The 14469-nt window shown below is 54.4% G+C and carries 16 protein-coding genes; 12 read left to right on the top strand and 4 right to left on the bottom strand.

The genetic code is table 11. The annotated features are described in order from the left end of the window. Nucleotides 1–49: 49 nt before the first annotated feature. Together Q1A43_RS17035 and polA are read left to right on the top strand one after the other, a co-directional pair. Complete coding sequence (locus tag Q1A43_RS17035) at nucleotides 50–229, top strand: zinc-finger domain-containing protein (protein ID WP_299922957.1); 180 nt, start codon at nucleotides 50–52, stop codon at nucleotides 227–229. 134 nt (nucleotides 230–363) lie between these two features. Beyond that, nucleotides 364–3159 (top strand): DNA polymerase I, encoded by a 2796-nt coding sequence (gene polA, locus Q1A43_RS17040; protein WP_299937167.1) that lies wholly within the window; start codon nucleotides 364–366, stop codon nucleotides 3157–3159. Nucleotides 3160–3322: 163 nt separating this feature from the next. Here polA and Q1A43_RS17045 read toward each other — a convergent pair whose 3' ends face one another. Then, a complete protein-coding gene (locus Q1A43_RS17045) occupies nucleotides 3323–4321 on the bottom strand; it encodes an adenosine kinase (RefSeq protein ID WP_299937169.1) in 999 nt (332 codons plus the stop codon). Continuing rightward, a complete protein-coding gene (gene nth, locus Q1A43_RS17050) occupies nucleotides 4318–4962 on the bottom strand; it encodes an endonuclease III (protein WP_299937172.1) in 645 nt (214 codons plus the stop codon). Before nth ends, Q1A43_RS17045 begins: the two co-directional genes overlap by 4 nt. 211 nt (nucleotides 4963–5173) lie before the next feature. Between nth and Q1A43_RS17055 the strand changes: the two genes are divergently transcribed. The 4 genes from Q1A43_RS17055 (at nucleotide 5174) to Q1A43_RS17070 (ending at nucleotide 8446) form a co-directional block, all read left to right on the top strand. Further along, complete coding sequence (locus Q1A43_RS17055; RefSeq protein WP_299937174.1) at nucleotides 5174–6085, top strand: Hint domain-containing protein; 912 nt, start codon at nucleotides 5174–5176, stop codon at nucleotides 6083–6085. 74 nt (nucleotides 6086–6159) lie between these two features. Beyond that, nucleotides 6160–7005 carry a bifunctional helix-turn-helix domain-containing protein/methylated-DNA--[protein]-cysteine S-methyltransferase gene (locus Q1A43_RS17060; RefSeq protein ID WP_299922962.1) on the top strand — a complete coding sequence of 282 codons (846 nt, stop codon included), beginning with the start codon at nucleotides 6160–6162 and terminating at the stop codon, nucleotides 7003–7005. A 125-nt stretch (nucleotides 7006–7130) separates the two neighbouring features. Beyond that, entirely contained in the window at nucleotides 7131–7787 is a 657-nt protein-coding gene (locus Q1A43_RS17065; RefSeq protein WP_299922964.1) for an OmpA family protein, read from the top strand. A gap of 113 nt (nucleotides 7788–7900) precedes the next feature. Then, nucleotides 7901–8446 carry an NADPH-dependent FMN reductase gene (locus Q1A43_RS17070; RefSeq protein WP_299937176.1) on the top strand — a complete coding sequence of 182 codons (546 nt, stop codon included), beginning with the start codon at nucleotides 7901–7903 and terminating at the stop codon, nucleotides 8444–8446. Here the strand turns inward: Q1A43_RS17070 and Q1A43_RS17075 are convergent. Then, nucleotides 8443–8841 (bottom strand): VOC family protein, encoded by a 399-nt coding sequence (locus Q1A43_RS17075; RefSeq protein WP_299937179.1) that lies wholly within the window; start codon nucleotides 8839–8841, stop codon nucleotides 8443–8445. The two genes, Q1A43_RS17070 and Q1A43_RS17075, sit on opposite strands and share 4 nt — an antisense overlap. A gap of 107 nt (nucleotides 8842–8948) precedes the next feature. After that, nucleotides 8949–9638, bottom strand: coding sequence for a sugar transferase (locus Q1A43_RS17080; protein ID WP_299937181.1), 690 nt, complete (start codon nucleotides 9636–9638; stop codon nucleotides 8949–8951). Between the two features lie 967 nt (nucleotides 9639–10605). Here Q1A43_RS17080 and Q1A43_RS17085 point away from each other — a divergent pair. From Q1A43_RS17085 to Q1A43_RS17110, 6 genes are all read left to right on the top strand, one after another. Continuing rightward, complete coding sequence (locus Q1A43_RS17085) at nucleotides 10606–11220, top strand: ribonuclease H-like domain-containing protein (protein WP_299922971.1); 615 nt, start codon at nucleotides 10606–10608, stop codon at nucleotides 11218–11220. Nucleotides 11221–11239: 19 nt separating this feature from the next. After that, nucleotides 11240–11845 carry an LPS export ABC transporter periplasmic protein LptC gene (lptC, locus tag Q1A43_RS17090; protein WP_299937183.1) on the top strand — a complete coding sequence of 202 codons (606 nt, stop codon included), beginning with the start codon at nucleotides 11240–11242 and terminating at the stop codon, nucleotides 11843–11845. Nucleotides 11846–11903: 58 nt separating this feature from the next. Continuing rightward, nucleotides 11904–12338 carry a lipopolysaccharide transport periplasmic protein LptA gene (gene lptA, locus Q1A43_RS17095; RefSeq protein ID WP_299937185.1) on the top strand — a complete coding sequence of 145 codons (435 nt, stop codon included), beginning with the start codon at nucleotides 11904–11906 and terminating at the stop codon, nucleotides 12336–12338. Then, entirely contained in the window at nucleotides 12338–13096 is a 759-nt protein-coding gene (gene lptB / locus Q1A43_RS17100) for an LPS export ABC transporter ATP-binding protein (protein ID WP_299922977.1), read from the top strand. The genes lptA and lptB overlap by 1 nt, the downstream gene beginning before the upstream one ends. Before the next feature lie 265 nt (nucleotides 13097–13361). Beyond that, nucleotides 13362–13925, top strand: a complete 564-nt coding sequence (gene raiA, locus Q1A43_RS17105; RefSeq protein ID WP_299922979.1) for a ribosome-associated translation inhibitor RaiA — start codon at nucleotides 13362–13364, stop codon at nucleotides 13923–13925. Nucleotides 13926–13966: 41 nt separating this feature from the next. After that, complete coding sequence (locus Q1A43_RS17110) at nucleotides 13967–14431, top strand: PTS sugar transporter subunit IIA (protein ID WP_299922981.1); 465 nt, start codon at nucleotides 13967–13969, stop codon at nucleotides 14429–14431. The last annotated feature ends 38 nt before the right edge of the window (nucleotides 14432–14469 follow it).

The following is a 14469-nucleotide window of genomic DNA, read 5'->3' on the forward strand; positions in this document are numbered from 1 at the left end:
TGGCTCATAAGGCTGTTAAGCCAGTGTTCGAAAAAAGGGAACCAAAGCCATGACGATTCAGGCACCCGAAACAAAGATTGTCGACAAATTCCGTGTCGCTTGTGATGGCGGCGAGGGTGCTTTGGGTCATCCGCGGGTCTGGTTGCAGATGCCGACAGAACACGGTTGGGTCGAATGCCCCTATTGCGATTGCAAGTATGTCCACAAGGACTTTGAAGGCAAGGTCTGATATCTGGCCGGGTTCCAACAGGTCAAAACTGTCAGGACACACTCCATTTCTTGCGGCTTCTGTCTTTGCTGATCTGGCAATCTGACCGGGCTTCGGGCATGTTGGCGACGACGCGAACATGAGGGGAACAGGTCATGGGTTTTGGCAAAGGATGCCATCTGCATCTGATTGACGGATCGGCATTTATCTTTCGGGCGTATCATGCGCTGCCACCTTTGACGCGCAAATCCGACGGCTTGCCTATTGGGGCCGTCGCCGGTTTTTGCAACATGTTGCAGCGCTATGCCGAGGGGAATTCGGGCCCGGATGCTCCCACGCATGTTGCTGTTATCTTTGATCATTCCGGAAAAACATTTCGCAATGATCTATATGACCTATACAAGGCCAACCGCCCGCCCGCCCCAGAAGATTTACGCCCGCAATTTCCGCTAACACGCGATGCGACGCGCGCCTTTAACATCGCCTGTTACGAGGTCGAAGGCTTTGAGGCCGATGACATCATGGCGACGCTGGCCTGTCAGGGGCGCGAGGCGGGTGGCCGCGTGACAATTGTCAGTTCCGACAAAGACCTGATGCAATTGGTTGGCGATGGGGTCGAAATGCTTGACCCGATGAAGAACAAGCGGATTGATCGTGACGGAGTGCACGAGAAATTTGGCGTTGGGCCGGAACGTGTTGTGGATGTTCAGGCCTTGGCCGGGGATAGCGTTGACAATGTGCCCGGCGCACCGGGAATTGGCATTAAGACAGCGGCGCTTCTGATCAACGAGTTTGGGTCTCTCGAAGAGCTGTTGGATCGTGCCGAAGAGATCAAACAACCCAAACGCCGCCAGACCTTGATCGACAAACGCGATCAAATTGAGATGTCAAAACAGTTGGTTCAACTGGATTGTGGGATGTCGCTGGATTTCACCATTGATGAGATGGAAGTGCGAGAGCCAGAGGCGGAGACCCTTTTGGGGTTCCTTGCCGAGATGGAATTTCGCACGCTCACCAAACGTATGGCCGCGTCTTTGGGGGCCGAAGCCCCGGTAATTGCCGATGCGCCAGCAGGGGCCGAAGAGGTTGCCGAGCAAGAGCAAGCGCCGATTGATCCGGAGAAATACGAATGCGTTTCTGATCTCGACGCGCTGGCGAAATGGGTCGCCAAGGCGCAGGCCACAGGTTGGGTTGCTGTCGATACCGAAACCACCGGCCTTGATGAAATGCAGTGCGACTTGGTCGGTATTTCGCTTTGCGTCACGGCGGGTGAGGCTTGCTATATCCCGCTCATTCACCGCGCCGCGGCAAGCGATGACTTGTTTGGCAATGATGATCTGGCCGACGGGCAAATTCCGCTTGAGGCTGCGTTAGATGCGATCAAGCCGATGCTCGAAGATCCAAGCATCATCAAAATTGGTCAAAACATGAAATATGATGCCAAGGTTTTCAAGCGCTATGGCATTGATATCAATCCGATTGATGACACCATGCTGCTAAGTTACGCGCTTCATGGCGGCTTGCACAATCACGGCATGGATGCGCTTTCGGATCGCTATCTGAACCACACGCCCATTCCGATCAAATCGTTGCTGGGCACCGGTAAAAGCGCGATCACCTTTGACAAGGTTCCGGTGGTGGATGCGGTGAAATATGCCGCCGAGGATGCCGATATTACCCTGCGCCTCTGGCAGATGTTCAAACCTTTGCTGCATCGCTCCAAGGTCACACGCGTTTACGAAACGCTCGAACGTCCTTTGGTGCCTGTGCTGGCCAAGATGGAGATGGACGGGATCAAAGTTGATCGCGATGTTCTTTCGCGCATGTCCAACACATTTGCCCAGAAAATGGCGGGTTTTGAGGCTGAATTGTACGAATTGGCCGGACGTGAGTTCAACGTGCAAAGCCCGGCCCAAGTTGGCGCAATCCTGTTTGAGGAAATGGGCCTTGAGGGCGGTAAGAAAACCAAAACCGGCCAATGGTCGACCCCGGCGGATGTATTGGAAGACCTAGCGGCGGAGCATGATTTTGCCGCGCGGGTGTTGGACTATCGTCAGCTGCAAAAGCTGAAATCGACCTATACGGACGCGTTGCAGGAACACATTCATCCCGAAACCGGCCGGGTTCATACGTCTTATTCTATTGCCGGTGCAAACACGGGGCGCTTGGCCTCGACCGATCCAAATTTGCAAAACATCCCGGTACGCACCGAAGACGGGCGCCGCATCCGGGAGGCGTTTATCGCCCCTAAGGGTAAGGTGCTGGTCTCGCTCGACTATAGCCAAATCGAACTGCGGGTTCTGGCGCAGATGGCGGGGATTGATGCGCTTAAAGAAGCCTTCAAGCAGGGGCATGACATTCACGCGCTGACGGCCTCAGAAATGTTCAACGTCCCCTTGGACGAGATGACGCCTGACGTTCGTCGTCAGGCCAAGGCGATCAACTTTGGGGTCATTTACGGAATTTCGGGCTTTGGTCTTGCACGCAACTTGCGGATTCCACGTAAAGAGGCACAGGGCTTTATCGACCGCTATTTTGAACGTTTTCCCGGCATTCGTCGTTACATGGATGAAACGGTGGAATTCGCCAAAGAGAACCTGCGTGTTGAAACCTTGTTTGGCCGTGTGATCCATATGGCTGAAATCAACGCCAAGGGGCCGCGCGCCGGATTTGCCAAACGCGCTGCTATCAATGCACCGATCCAAGGGACTGCGGCGGACATCATCCGCCGGGCGATGATCCGCATGCCAGATGCCATCGCCAATCTACCCGCCAAAATGCTTTTGCAGGTGCATGATGAGCTGCTTTTTGAGGTCGAGGAAAGCGCGGTCGACGATCTGATTGACGTAGCACGTGGGGTGATGGAGGGCGCAGCGGACCCGGTAGTCAAGCTTGACCTGCCGTTGGTTGTTGACGCGGGTCAGGGCGCGAATTGGGCCGAGGCGCATTAAAGTGTGATGCAACTTGGCTTGAGCTTTGTGGGGGGCGCTGCCCCGCCTCAGCAGAGCTAAGACTCCCCGGGATTTTTTGGGAAAGAAGAAGCAAAAGGACGTGGTGAAACGGCTTTGCGTCTAAGAGGAGTGAAACCGGGGAATTCCCCGGTTTCTTTTTGTTTCAAGCGGGTTGCAAAAGGCCGTGTTGACGGAAAAGCGCCTGCATATTGGCTTCTGGGCGCGGACCCATATGGCTAATGACTTCGGTGGCGCAAACGCAACCCATGCGCCCGGCGGTGTCCATGTCTGCACCGGTTGCAAGGCCGAATAGGAACCCGGCAGCGAATTGATCACCCGCACCGGTCGCATCAACAGGTACAACTTTTTCAACCGGAATATCGTAACGTGTGCCGTTGTGAATGATGGTCACGCCGTCGCCAGATCGAGTGCAAACCACCAATGGACATACTTCGGCCACGCGGGCCAAGTCTTTTTCAAGGCTGTCATCTTGGTAGAGAGAGCGGATCTCTTCTTCGTTCCCGATGACAAAATCCATTTCATTGGCGATGAGTTTCAAAAAGTCTTCGCGGTGGCGCTCAACACAAAACGGATCGGAAATGGCGATGCCAGCTTTGCCACCCGCCGAACGACAGGTGCGCGCCGCGCGAAGGAACGCGTCCTTACCTTTGTCTTTGTCAAACAAATAACCTTCGAGGAAAATAATCTCTGCTTGATGGGTCACATCATCGGAAACGTCATCCGGCCCAAGTTCGGCTGAGGTGCCCAAATAGGTGTTCATCGAGCGCTCGCCATCTGGTGAAACAAAGATCATCGAACGCGACGTTGGCAAATCGCCGTCTTTCATCGGTGCATTGACGAAATCAGTGCCACCTTTTTCCATCGCTTCGGCATAGAAATGACCAAGCGCGTCGTCGTGAACGCGGCCTATAAAGGCCGTGGGGAGACCCAAGTTTCCAATCCCGGCCAAAGTGTTTGCAACCGATCCACCCGGGGCTTCAACGCGGTCATTCATTGCGGCATAAAGGGTTTCGGCGCGATCACGTTCAACCAGTTGCATAATGCCTTTTTGAATGCCCATCAGGTCAAGAAACGTGTCCTCAGAGCGGGTCAGAACGTCAACAACGGCATTCCCGATGCCGACTACTTGGTATTTCTTCATTCGGTCTTGTCCTCGAATTGGCAGAGGTCGTTTATGTGACACGCCTTGCATTTTGGTTTACGCGCCACACAAATGTAGCGCCCATGCAGGATCAGCCAGTGATGCGCATGGTTTTGAAAATCAACGGGTATGTGGTCTTCGATCGCCCGTTCAACTGCGACGACATCTTTGCCGGGGCAAATGCCAGACCGGTTTCCGACGCGGAAAATATGGGTGTCTACGGCCTGGGCCGGGTGCCCCCACCACATGTTCAACACCACATTGGCCGTTTTGCGGCCAACCCCAGGCAAGCTTTCCAAAGCAGCACGGGAATTGGGAACCTCGCCATCAAATTTCTCGACCAGAATGCGGGCGGTTTTGATGACGTTTTTAGCTTTTTGACGAAAAAGGCCGATTGTTTTGATGTGCTCGATGACCCCGTCTTCGCCAAGGTCGAGCATCTTTTGCGGCGTGTCCGCGACCTGGAAAAGCTTGTCCGTCGCTTTGTTCACACCGGCATCTGTGGCTTGGGCGGACAGGGCGACCGCCACAACCAATGTATAGGCATTGGTATGGTTCAGCTCACCTTTTGGTTCCGGCTCGCCTTGTTGAAAGCGCGTGAAAATCTCACGCAGGGTTTTGTAATCCATCTGCTTGGCCATAGCCGGGGTATGCCCGGCTTTGCCCATGAGGTGCAAGGGTATCAGCGTCGCGGTTAATCACATGGAAAGTGATTTGTGCGACGACGTTGGACAACTGAGATGAAAGAAGTTGATGCCGACCGTTATTGGATATGCACCCAATGGCATTGTTTACACGCCTGGGTCAAATTCCTGGAGCGTGCAGGTCGGCTTTGATCCTCGCCTGCATCGGGTGGAATTTTCTTTTGTTGATGGGGTTATATGTCAGTTTGATCATCGAACAGGCCAAAGTAGCTTGTCCGGGCATGTTGCAAAGACTGCGGACGGGGGCGGGCATGTCATCGCGCGTGGTCGCATTTGCGCGGACAGTTATTATGAGGTTGAGGGGCCAGGCGGTGATCTCATCTATCTGGATTGCGTTGAAATTGACGGTGTCCATGTTGGCTACATCACCTCTGCGCCTCTGCAACCGGGGGTCTCCTATCCTTTGTTGGGCGCGCGTAATGTGACAGATGCCCATGCAACGTCTCACTTGGATCGCTGCGATGTGCCCTGTTTTGGACCCAATAGCCGGGTAATGACACAAAAGGGGGAGGTGCCAATCGCTTGGCTTAGTCGGGGTGACAAGGTTTTGACCCGCGACTATGGGTATCAACCGCTTCGTTGGAGTGGTCGGTTTCAAGTGCCGTTGTTGCGTATGCGGCGCAATACGCGTTTGGCTCCGGTGCGCATCTGGTCCAAGCTTGTTGACCCCGAGGCCCCGTTTGGTTTTGTCGAGGTGTCGCCCGATCATCAGGTTCTGTTGGGAGGTGCAGATGTTCAATTGTTGTTTGGCGAAGATGAAGTTTTGGCTCCGGCGCGCTTCCTGTCAAAGCCGAGAGTTCCGGCGGTTTCTCAAGCTGGATATGTGTACCATCACCTCCTCTTCACGCGCCATCAGGTGATCCAAGTGAATGGCATTTGGTCCGAGAGCCTGTTTGTGCCGCCGCCGGACCCGCTGCATTTGCCCGAAACTGGTCTCTATCCGCCACGCGGTGTCTTTCATTCCCAAGCCGCCCGTCCCTGTTTGACCCGCGCACAAGTGGCGTTGTTGATGGCAGAGCGTCGCCGTCGAGGCGGGGATATGCAAAAGCACCGCGCCTGAGCTTTTCGCAAAATCCGGGTCGCAGTGGGGCTGGCGCATCGCTAGATTGGTGTGGACAGCAAAGGACACACGCCATGCCCGAAGATCTACCTCAGGACGGATATCATTTCCAAGTTATGCGCCGTGCGATTGAGATGATCGACGGTATGGGGGAGCATGCAACCCTTGATGAATTGGCCTCTGCCATGGGAATGAGCCCGGCTCATTTTCAACGGATTTTCACACGCTGGGCCGGTGTGTCTCCAAAACGTTTTCAACAATATCTGACACTGGGTCACGCCAAGGTGCTTTTGGCCGACCGTTTCACCACCCTTGAAACCGCTCATGCGACGGGCCTGTCCGGAAGTGGACGATTGCACGATTTGTTCTTGCGGTGGGAGGCGATGAGCCCGGGTGACTATGCCAAAGGCGGGGCCGGCTTGACCATTTTCTGGGGCTGGTTCGAAAGCCCGTTTGGCCCGGCCTTGGTGACTGGCACAGCCAAAGGTATTTGCGGAATCGCCTTTGCCTCGGAAAGCGGCGAAGACGCTGCTTTTGAGGACCTTCTCTCGCGTTGGCCCAAAGCTGATTTTGTCGAGGATCCGATGTTTTTGCGGCCTTGGGTTCTTAACGCCTTTGGGGTCCAACAGGAGGGTGAGGTGCCGCTATACTTGATCGGCTCGCCCATGCAGATCAAAGTATGGGAGGCTTTGATGCGTATCCCGTCGGGGCATGTCACAAGCTATTCTGAATTGGCGGGAAGTATAGGCAAGCCCAAAGCGGTGCGGGCCGTGGGCACAGCCGTCGGACGTAATCCGATCAGTTTTCTCATCCCGTGTCATCGGGCTTTGCGCAAATCCGGTGGGCTTGGCGGCTATCATTGGGGGATACCGGTCAAACGGGCTATCCTTGCTTGGGAGGCGGCCCGCGTCGAAGCGTAATGGGTCCGTGATGGGCAGCAAATCGCCGATTTCCCCGTGACAACAGTGCGCTCAGACCTCATGATATTGTATATCAGCAGTGAATGACCCCATTCAACGGGGCGATAACACGAAAGAGGCATATCATGATCCGGGCAACTTCCCCGATTTTTCTTGCGGCTGCGGCCGCGCTTGGCCTAACCGCCTGTACATCTGGTCCGGTTTTCGAAGAAACCGACCCGAACCGCAAAGCCAAATCTGGTGCCCTAATTGGCGCCGGCTTGGGCGCTGTTGCTGGTAACCTGGCAGGTGGTGGCGACACGGCCGCAACGGTTGCGGGGGCGGTTGTAGGTGCGGCGACCGGTGGCCTAATCGGCAACCAACTTGATAAACAAGAGGCTGAGCTCCGCCAGCAGCTTGGCAATAACGTAGGCATTCGCAACACGGGTGACCGCCTCATTGTGACCATGCCACAGGATATTCTGTTTGCGACAGACAGTGCAGAACTGCGCCCGACATTGACGTCAGATTTGCGTGATGTGGCTCAAAGCCTTTTGGCCTATCCGGACACCACGGCTCAGGTTATTGGACATACCGATAGTGACGGTGAAGCCGCTTATAACCTTGACCTGTCTGAACGTCGGGCGCGTTCTGTCGCCAGTGTTTTGCTCTCTGAAGGTGTGCCGTCAGGTCGCGTTCAATCGATCGGTCAGGGTGAAGATCAACCGATTGCGTCGAACCTGACGCCGGAAGGCAAAGCGCAAAACCGTCGTGTTGAGATCGTCATTCTGCCGAACGCTTAATTTCATTTTTCGCACTTTGGTGCGAAAATGCACATATACTATGGGAACGCCGCGAATAGACGCGGCGTTTTCTGTTTTCTATGTCTAACACAACAGTTTGATAGGAGATGAAGATGGCAGAGCTCAAGCTTGTCGGGATTAGCGGTGCCTTGCGCGTCGACTCAACCAATACGAAATTTGTCAAAGAAGCAGCACGGCTCTTTGGATCAGCTGAGTTCTCTCTCGCAGACATCCGCTTCCCGCTCTACGATGGTGATCTGGAGCAGGCCGAAGGCGTACCAGAGACTGTGCAGTCCACTGCAGATCTGATTGCTGCGGCGGATGCGATCATTGTCTCTACTCCCGAATACAACAAGTCCATTCCTGGCGTCCTAAAGAATGCCTTTGATTGGATTAGCCGGGTCGAAGGTAACCCATGGCAGGACAAGCCCGTCGTGATTATTTCGGCTGCAGCGGGTCGTGCAGGTGGGGAGCGGGCCCAAGTTGCCACGCGTGAGGCCCTTGTCTATTCGCAGCCGCGCTTTGTGATTGGTCCTGAAATCGGACTGGCACAGTCCTTTAAGCAATTTGATGATGAAGGGCGATTGACCAACGACCTTACGTTGGAAAACCTGCAAGTCCTGATGACCAAATTGCGTACCGCAGCCGAGCGGAGTTAAGCACGGTTCGAAATCTCGATCAGGTTGTGATCGGGGTCACGCACATAAAGTGATAGAATTGGCCCTGTTGCCCCGGTTCGGGGCACGGGGCCTTCTTCTATTTGCACCCCATGGGTGGCCAAATGGCCCTGCCATTCGCTTAGTGGCTGATCGGACAGAAAGCAAAGGTCGGCGCTGCCCGGTGTTGGTTGGTTGGATTTTGGGTCAAACTCGCCACCGACCGGGTGCAAGTTGATCTTCTGTGCTCCAAAGCTTAACGCCCAACGCGTTGAACCATCCGCCGGATTGAACTCTATCGCATGCATTCCAAGCACAGTTTCGTAAAATTGGATGGTCGTTGGGATGTCTAAGACGGTCAGAACCAAATGATCCAAAAACAAAACGCTAGGGGGCATGCCAACTCCTTTTGTGCGCGCTTAACATGGCCAAATGGTTTCTCAACGTCAAACACAGAGAAGCCCCGCCAAAAGGACGGGGCCAGTCATGGTTGGATGGGATGCGATCAGCAGCCAGTGCCGCGAACAACAACCTTGAATGTCTTCAGGATGGTTTTCACATCAGTGATAAAGGACAGCTCACGCAGGTAAGCGGTGTCGAAAGCAGCGCGCTCAGAGAAGCTCGATTCATTGCGAACCGAAGTCTGCCAGAAGCCAGTGATACCAGGACGCAGAGCATAATATGCGGTGCCAGGATAGATTTCTTGCTGGCAAGGCATCATTGGGCGCGGACCAACCAAAGACATGTCGCCACGCAAAACGTTCCAAAGCTGTGGCAGCTCGTCGACCGAAGTCTTGCGGATCAGCTGACCAATTTTGGTGATGCGTGGGTCATGGCTCAGCTTTTGAAAGCGGTCCCACTCAACACGAGCGGCAGGATCAGCGGCCAGATGCTTGGCCAGCGCTTCGTCAGCGTTGGTAACCATCGAGCGCAGTTTCCACATGCGGAAGATGCGACCGTTCTGGCCGACACGTTTTTGCATGTAGAAAGGTGATTTGCCATCCAAGGCAACCAGAGCAGCAAAAACCAGTACGAAGAACAGAACAGGTAGGGCTGCGATCAGAACCAGCGTAACGTCCAAGGTGCGCTTGAACATGTCACGGTAAGAAGACGCGCTCGACTTTGCGAACAGGGCTTCGTCAATCAGGGCATCGATTGTTGCCGTGGGCAGCGGCTGGCGAATGTGCAGTGTCAAGTTGACCTCCCTTGAGCCAATCGTGACGGAAGCATGTTCAGGACCCGAAGCGGTTCTGGCTAGGTTCAGGCAAAACTTGACCGCCGCTCCGAGCAGACGGAACGTTGAAAGGTTTCGGCGAAATCGCCTCAAGTTTTACAGATCTAGGCGCAGTTTAAAGCAGCAGACTGACCATTTACTCCCGAAGTGAAGCACTAACCCCCAAGTGCCGGTTTGTGCGAAATGTGACGTGAATTTGTCATATCCGCTCGACCTCTTTGTTATGACAATGAGGCGCTTCTGCGTCAACATCGTCGTTTCAACACACGTTTTGGTTGAAATGTGCTGTGGAATGAATGGGTTGCACTGTCCCAAAATCGTGCGTTTTCATATATGCGACACCTCGGGTTTTATTCCCCGTAAGGCGGCCTTGATGCTAATTGGCGTCAGATTTGGAGCCTATAGGGCTCGTCCTAAGAGAGTTTGGGTGCGGAAACAGTAATATCAAAACTGCCGAGGCATTGTTGCGGGGGCAGAAACGATTTTGCGTTCGGAAAGGTAAGCGGACGTGAAAGATGGCGCCATCACGGCGACGCAAGCGCGATTATACGTTGAAACGGAAACAGTAATTGCCAACAAAACAAGGCCAAGTACTGGGTTTGCCGAAGCTAATGAGATTTGCAGCAGGGGAATACTCCGAGGTTCCCGCCTGTTGGGTTTGTCACAACGCGAACAATCTACGCACGAAAACACCTCATCACGGAATGTTACAATTTTCGGAAAAGCGTGAGGGTCGCGTCCGAATCGAGGCATGTCTTTGACACATTTGTGCCCAATTTCGCCCGAATCTGGTCTGAATTGGGACGCAAGACGGCGAAATGTGGCGCAGGTGCCTAAGTCGGTGAGTTGAAAGCCCGCCTTTCGGTGGATATGTCGGGCTCAGACCTGAACGGATCAGGTGACTCAGGTAACAAAGAAAGGGGCATTCGTGGCCAATCACGTGTATCAGGGCGATTTGCCGGATGATTTGGACTTGGGCCAAATTGTGGCCATCGATTGTGAAACTATGGGTTTGGTTCCCCAGCGTGACCGGTTGTGTGTTGTGCAACTGTCGGGTGGTGATGGGAACGCTCATTTGGTTCAGATTGCCAAAGGTCAAAAGTCAGCCCCAAACCTTGAGCGCGTTTTGACTGATCCGACGGTCCTCAAACTCTTTCACTATGGGCGTTTTGACATTGCGGCGATGTATCATGCCTTTGGGTCTCTGACGGCACCGGTCTATTGCACCAAAATAGCTAGCAAGATGGTGCGCACCTATACGGACCGGCATGGGCTCAAGAACCTGACGCAGGAGTTGATCGGCGTCGACATTTCCAAACAACAGCAATCCAGCGATTGGGGAGCCCAAGACCTCACCAAGGCACAGGTGGATTATGCGGCGTCCGATGTTTTGTATCTGCACCGGTTGCGTGAGGCGCTGAACGACCGCTTGGCGCGGGAAGGTCGCACAGACATGGCGCAGGCGTGTTTTGATTTCTTGCCGACGCGCGCGTTGCTTGACCTCGAAGGTTGGCCAGATAGCGATATATTTGCTCATGCTTGATGAGAGAAAGGGCTGATCCATGGCCCGATCCCAGGGGCTCTACTCCAACGTTATTGCCTGGCTGAAAATCCTGCTGCCTGTTGTGGCGTTGGGGTTGTTGTCGACGATTTTCTTGTTCTCACGCAGCAGCGACCCTGTGAACGAAGTGCCGTTTGCAGATGCCTTGCAGCGGGCGGGGGACGCCGTGACCGAAATGGTCAGCGCCCCCTATTATGCCGGAACAACTGAGCGGGGTGACATGGTCACAATGACCGCGCGATCAGCTTTGCCCAAGCCGTCCGGTGAAATCGAAGCCGAAGAGGTGTCGGCACGATTGCAATTGCAGGACGGCTCCGAAATCCGCCTCAAAGCCGAGCGGGCCACGTTGCAAGATGGTGATCAGCAGGTCACGCTGCGCGATGGGGTCCAGATCGAAAGCTCAACTGGCTACGTTTTGACCACGCAAACACTTGTGTCCGGGATCGATCGGATCGAAGCCGAAAGCGAAGGTGCGGTGCGCGGGCAGGGGCCCTTGGGGACCCTCGAAGCGGGAAAAATGAGAATTGAAACTGTTCCGGGCGGCGAAGACATACAAATGTTGTTCACGGGCGGTGTAAAGCTGCTATATCTGCCACAAAACAAGTGAGTGCCACCGCATGACCCGATTGATTGCCGTTTTCTTTGCAGCTGTATTGCTGCCCGTTATGAGTTTGGCTCAGGGGGCGCAGGTGTCTTTTGGTGGGAACCAAGACACCAAGGCCCCGGTCGAAGTCACCGCAGATTCCTTGTCGGTAAACCAAAAGGACGGCACGGCTCTTTATACTGGCAACGTGATTATTGCGCAGGGTGAGATGCGCTTGGCGGCACCACGGGTCTTGGTGGTCTATTCCGAGGCGGCCCAGAAAATCCAGCGGATGGAAGCCACCGGCGGCGTAACCATGGTCAGTGGCACCGAGGCGGCCGAGGCGGAACGTGCCGATTACTCCCTTGAAAAGGGCGTTGTCATTATGACGGGCAACGTCTTGTTGACCCAAGGGACCAGCGCGCTGACCTCGCAAAAGATGACTGTCGATCTTGAGGCCGGGACGGCCCAGATGTCGGGGCGGGTGAAGACGGTTCTCAATCAGGACGGCCAGTAATGGCGGATCCAAAGTTAACAGTAACTGATGGTCAGGCCGGTTTGGTCATTGAGCATCTGCGCAAAAGCTATGCCAAACGAGTGGTGATCCGTGATGTGTCGCTACGTTTGAACCGAGGTGAGGCGGTTGCACTTCTTGGCCCGAATGGATCGGGGAAAACCACGTCCTTTTATGCCATTGCCGGGCTGGTAAACCCCGAAGGCGGGCAGGTCATGATTGATGGGCGCGATGCGACCTATCTTCCGATGTATCGCCGTGCTCGCATGGGGATCGGCTATCTCCCACAGGAAATGTCGATCTTTCGCGGCCTGTCTGTTGAGGACAACATCGGCGCGGTTCTGGATATCGCAGAGAAAAACCGGCACCGCCGTCGCGAGCGCCTCGAAGAATTGCTGGGTGAGTTTTCGATCGAACATCTGCGGCGTGCGCCGGCGCTTGCCCTTTCGGGTGGCGAACGGCGTCGCGTTGAAATCGCGCGTTGCTTGGCGGCTGATCCCAAATACCTTTTGCTGGATGAGCCTTTTGCCGGGGTCGACCCTATTAGTGTGGGCGACATTCGCCATCTAGTTGCCGACCTTAAAACGCGCGGTTTGGGCGTTTTGATCACAGACCATAACGTACGTGAAACTCTCGAGATCGTTGACCGTGCTTACATCCTCCATGATGGTCAGGTTTTGATGTCTGGAACCCCCGAAGAAGTGGTTCGCAACGAAAATGTACGTCGCGTCTATTTGGGCGACAACTTTCGCATTGGTTGAGTGCCATTAAGGTTTTGCCTGCGACGCTTTGTTAGGCAGTTGGCCTAATTTTCTTGATCGTTGTCATTGACTCTCCCCTACTTTCCGCCGTCAAATAGGGCATGGCATTTTGGTTTGCTGGATCTTTGTCTGACCGTTGTTTCCGCTTTAGGGGACGGGTTTTGACAAGCCGGTGCCAAGTGCCTTTCCTGAAAAGCGACTAACCGAACACCTGGCCTTGGCCAGCGCGTATCGTCTTGGTTGCCAAAAACAAAAAGGATTCAACATGCGCTATCAAATCACGGGAATGCACATCGACATTGGCGACGCCTTGCAAACCCACGTGAAAGACGAACTAGGGACTGTCTTACAAAAGTATTCACAGCGACCTACAGATGCGAATGTTATCTTCTCCAAAAGCGGGCACGAATTTGTCTGTGAAACTACGGTTCATTTGTCGACCGGGCTGACAGCAGCAGCCAAAGCACATGCGACTGAAATTTACGCAGCCTTTGATGACTGTGGTGAAAAATTGGACAAACAGCTGCGTCGCTACAAGCGTCGGTTGAAAGACCACCACAAAGATAGAACAGAGCCCGTTGAAATATTCGGTGCATCCTCGTATATCCTCGCCAGCGATACGGATTCGGAAGCACAAGAGCCTGAATCGCTGCAGCCCATTATCGTGGCTGAGATGGAGACAAAAATCCCATCTCTCACAGTGGGTGAAGCCGTGATGCAGATGGAATTGGCCGGAGCGCCGGTTCTGGTGTTCCGCAACGAGAAAAAGGATGGCGTGAACGTCGTGTATCGACGTGAAGACGGCAATATCGGCTGGATCGATCCATAAAGCCGGAGTGTCGCGACAAGCGCTCTGAATACAGGTAGACTATGAAATTCGCTGATCTCATTAAGCCTGAGGCCGTAAAGACTATTGCGTCGGCTTCTAGCAAAAAGCGACTTATGCACGAGGTCGCCGATCTGGCGTCTTCGGCGTATGGTCTGCCATCGCAAGAGATTGTCGATGCATTGATGGAGCGTGAAACGCTTGGACCAACTGGTGTGGGGCAGGGTGTAGCCTTGCCACACGCCCGTATCGCCGGGCTGGAATCGGTTGTCGGGGCCTTTCTGGTATTGGAAAAGCCGGTCGATTTTGATTCAGTTGACCGTCAGCCAGTCGATCTGGCCTTTGCTTTGTTTGCCCCTCAAGACGCCGGTGTGGAACATCTCAAGGCGCTCGCTTTGGTATCGCGCAACCTGCGTGAGGCAAACCTCTGCGCCAAGCTTCGGGCGAACCCGGATCCGATAACGCTTTATACTATCCTGACAGAAACGGAATCTGTCAAAGCGGCCTGACTGGCGCGGGGCTGATGCGCGCAAAATGCGTATCCGTT

The organism is uncultured Pelagimonas sp. (genome assembly GCF_947498515.1).
Taxonomy (GTDB): domain Bacteria; phylum Pseudomonadota; class Alphaproteobacteria; order Rhodobacterales; family Rhodobacteraceae; genus Pelagimonas.

Bases quoted from the DNA above. Each gene is read 5' to 3' on its own strand.
- lptB (WP_299922977.1), top strand. From the start codon at position 12,338: ATGGCGGATCCAAAGTTAACAGTAACTGATGGTCAGGCCGGTTTGGTC.
- Q1A43_RS17035 (WP_299922957.1), top strand. From the start codon at position 50: ATGACGATTCAGGCACCCGAAACAAAGATTGTCGACAAATTCCGTGTC.
- lptC (WP_299937183.1), top strand. From the start codon at position 11,240: ATGGCCCGATCCCAGGGGCTCTACTCCAACGTTATTGCCTGGCTGAAA.
- nth (WP_299937172.1), bottom strand. From the start codon at position 4,962: ATGGCCAAGCAGATGGATTACAAAACCCTGCGTGAGATTTTCACGCGC.
- raiA (WP_299922979.1), top strand. From the start codon at position 13,362: ATGCGCTATCAAATCACGGGAATGCACATCGACATTGGCGACGCCTTG.
- Q1A43_RS17070 (WP_299937176.1), top strand. From the start codon at position 7,901: ATGGCAGAGCTCAAGCTTGTCGGGATTAGCGGTGCCTTGCGCGTCGAC.
- Q1A43_RS17065 (WP_299922964.1), top strand. From the start codon at position 7,131: ATGATCCGGGCAACTTCCCCGATTTTTCTTGCGGCTGCGGCCGCGCTT.
- Q1A43_RS17110 (WP_299922981.1), top strand. From the start codon at position 13,967: ATGAAATTCGCTGATCTCATTAAGCCTGAGGCCGTAAAGACTATTGCG.
- Q1A43_RS17045 (WP_299937169.1), bottom strand. From the start codon at position 4,321: ATGAAGAAATACCAAGTAGTCGGCATCGGGAATGCCGTTGTTGACGTT.
- polA (WP_299937167.1), top strand. From the start codon at position 364: ATGGGTTTTGGCAAAGGATGCCATCTGCATCTGATTGACGGATCGGCA.
- Q1A43_RS17060 (WP_299922962.1), top strand. From the start codon at position 6,160: ATGCCCGAAGATCTACCTCAGGACGGATATCATTTCCAAGTTATGCGC.
- lptA (WP_299937185.1), top strand. From the start codon at position 11,904: ATGAGTTTGGCTCAGGGGGCGCAGGTGTCTTTTGGTGGGAACCAAGAC.
- Q1A43_RS17075 (WP_299937179.1), bottom strand. From the start codon at position 8,841: ATGCCCCCTAGCGTTTTGTTTTTGGATCATTTGGTTCTGACCGTCTTA.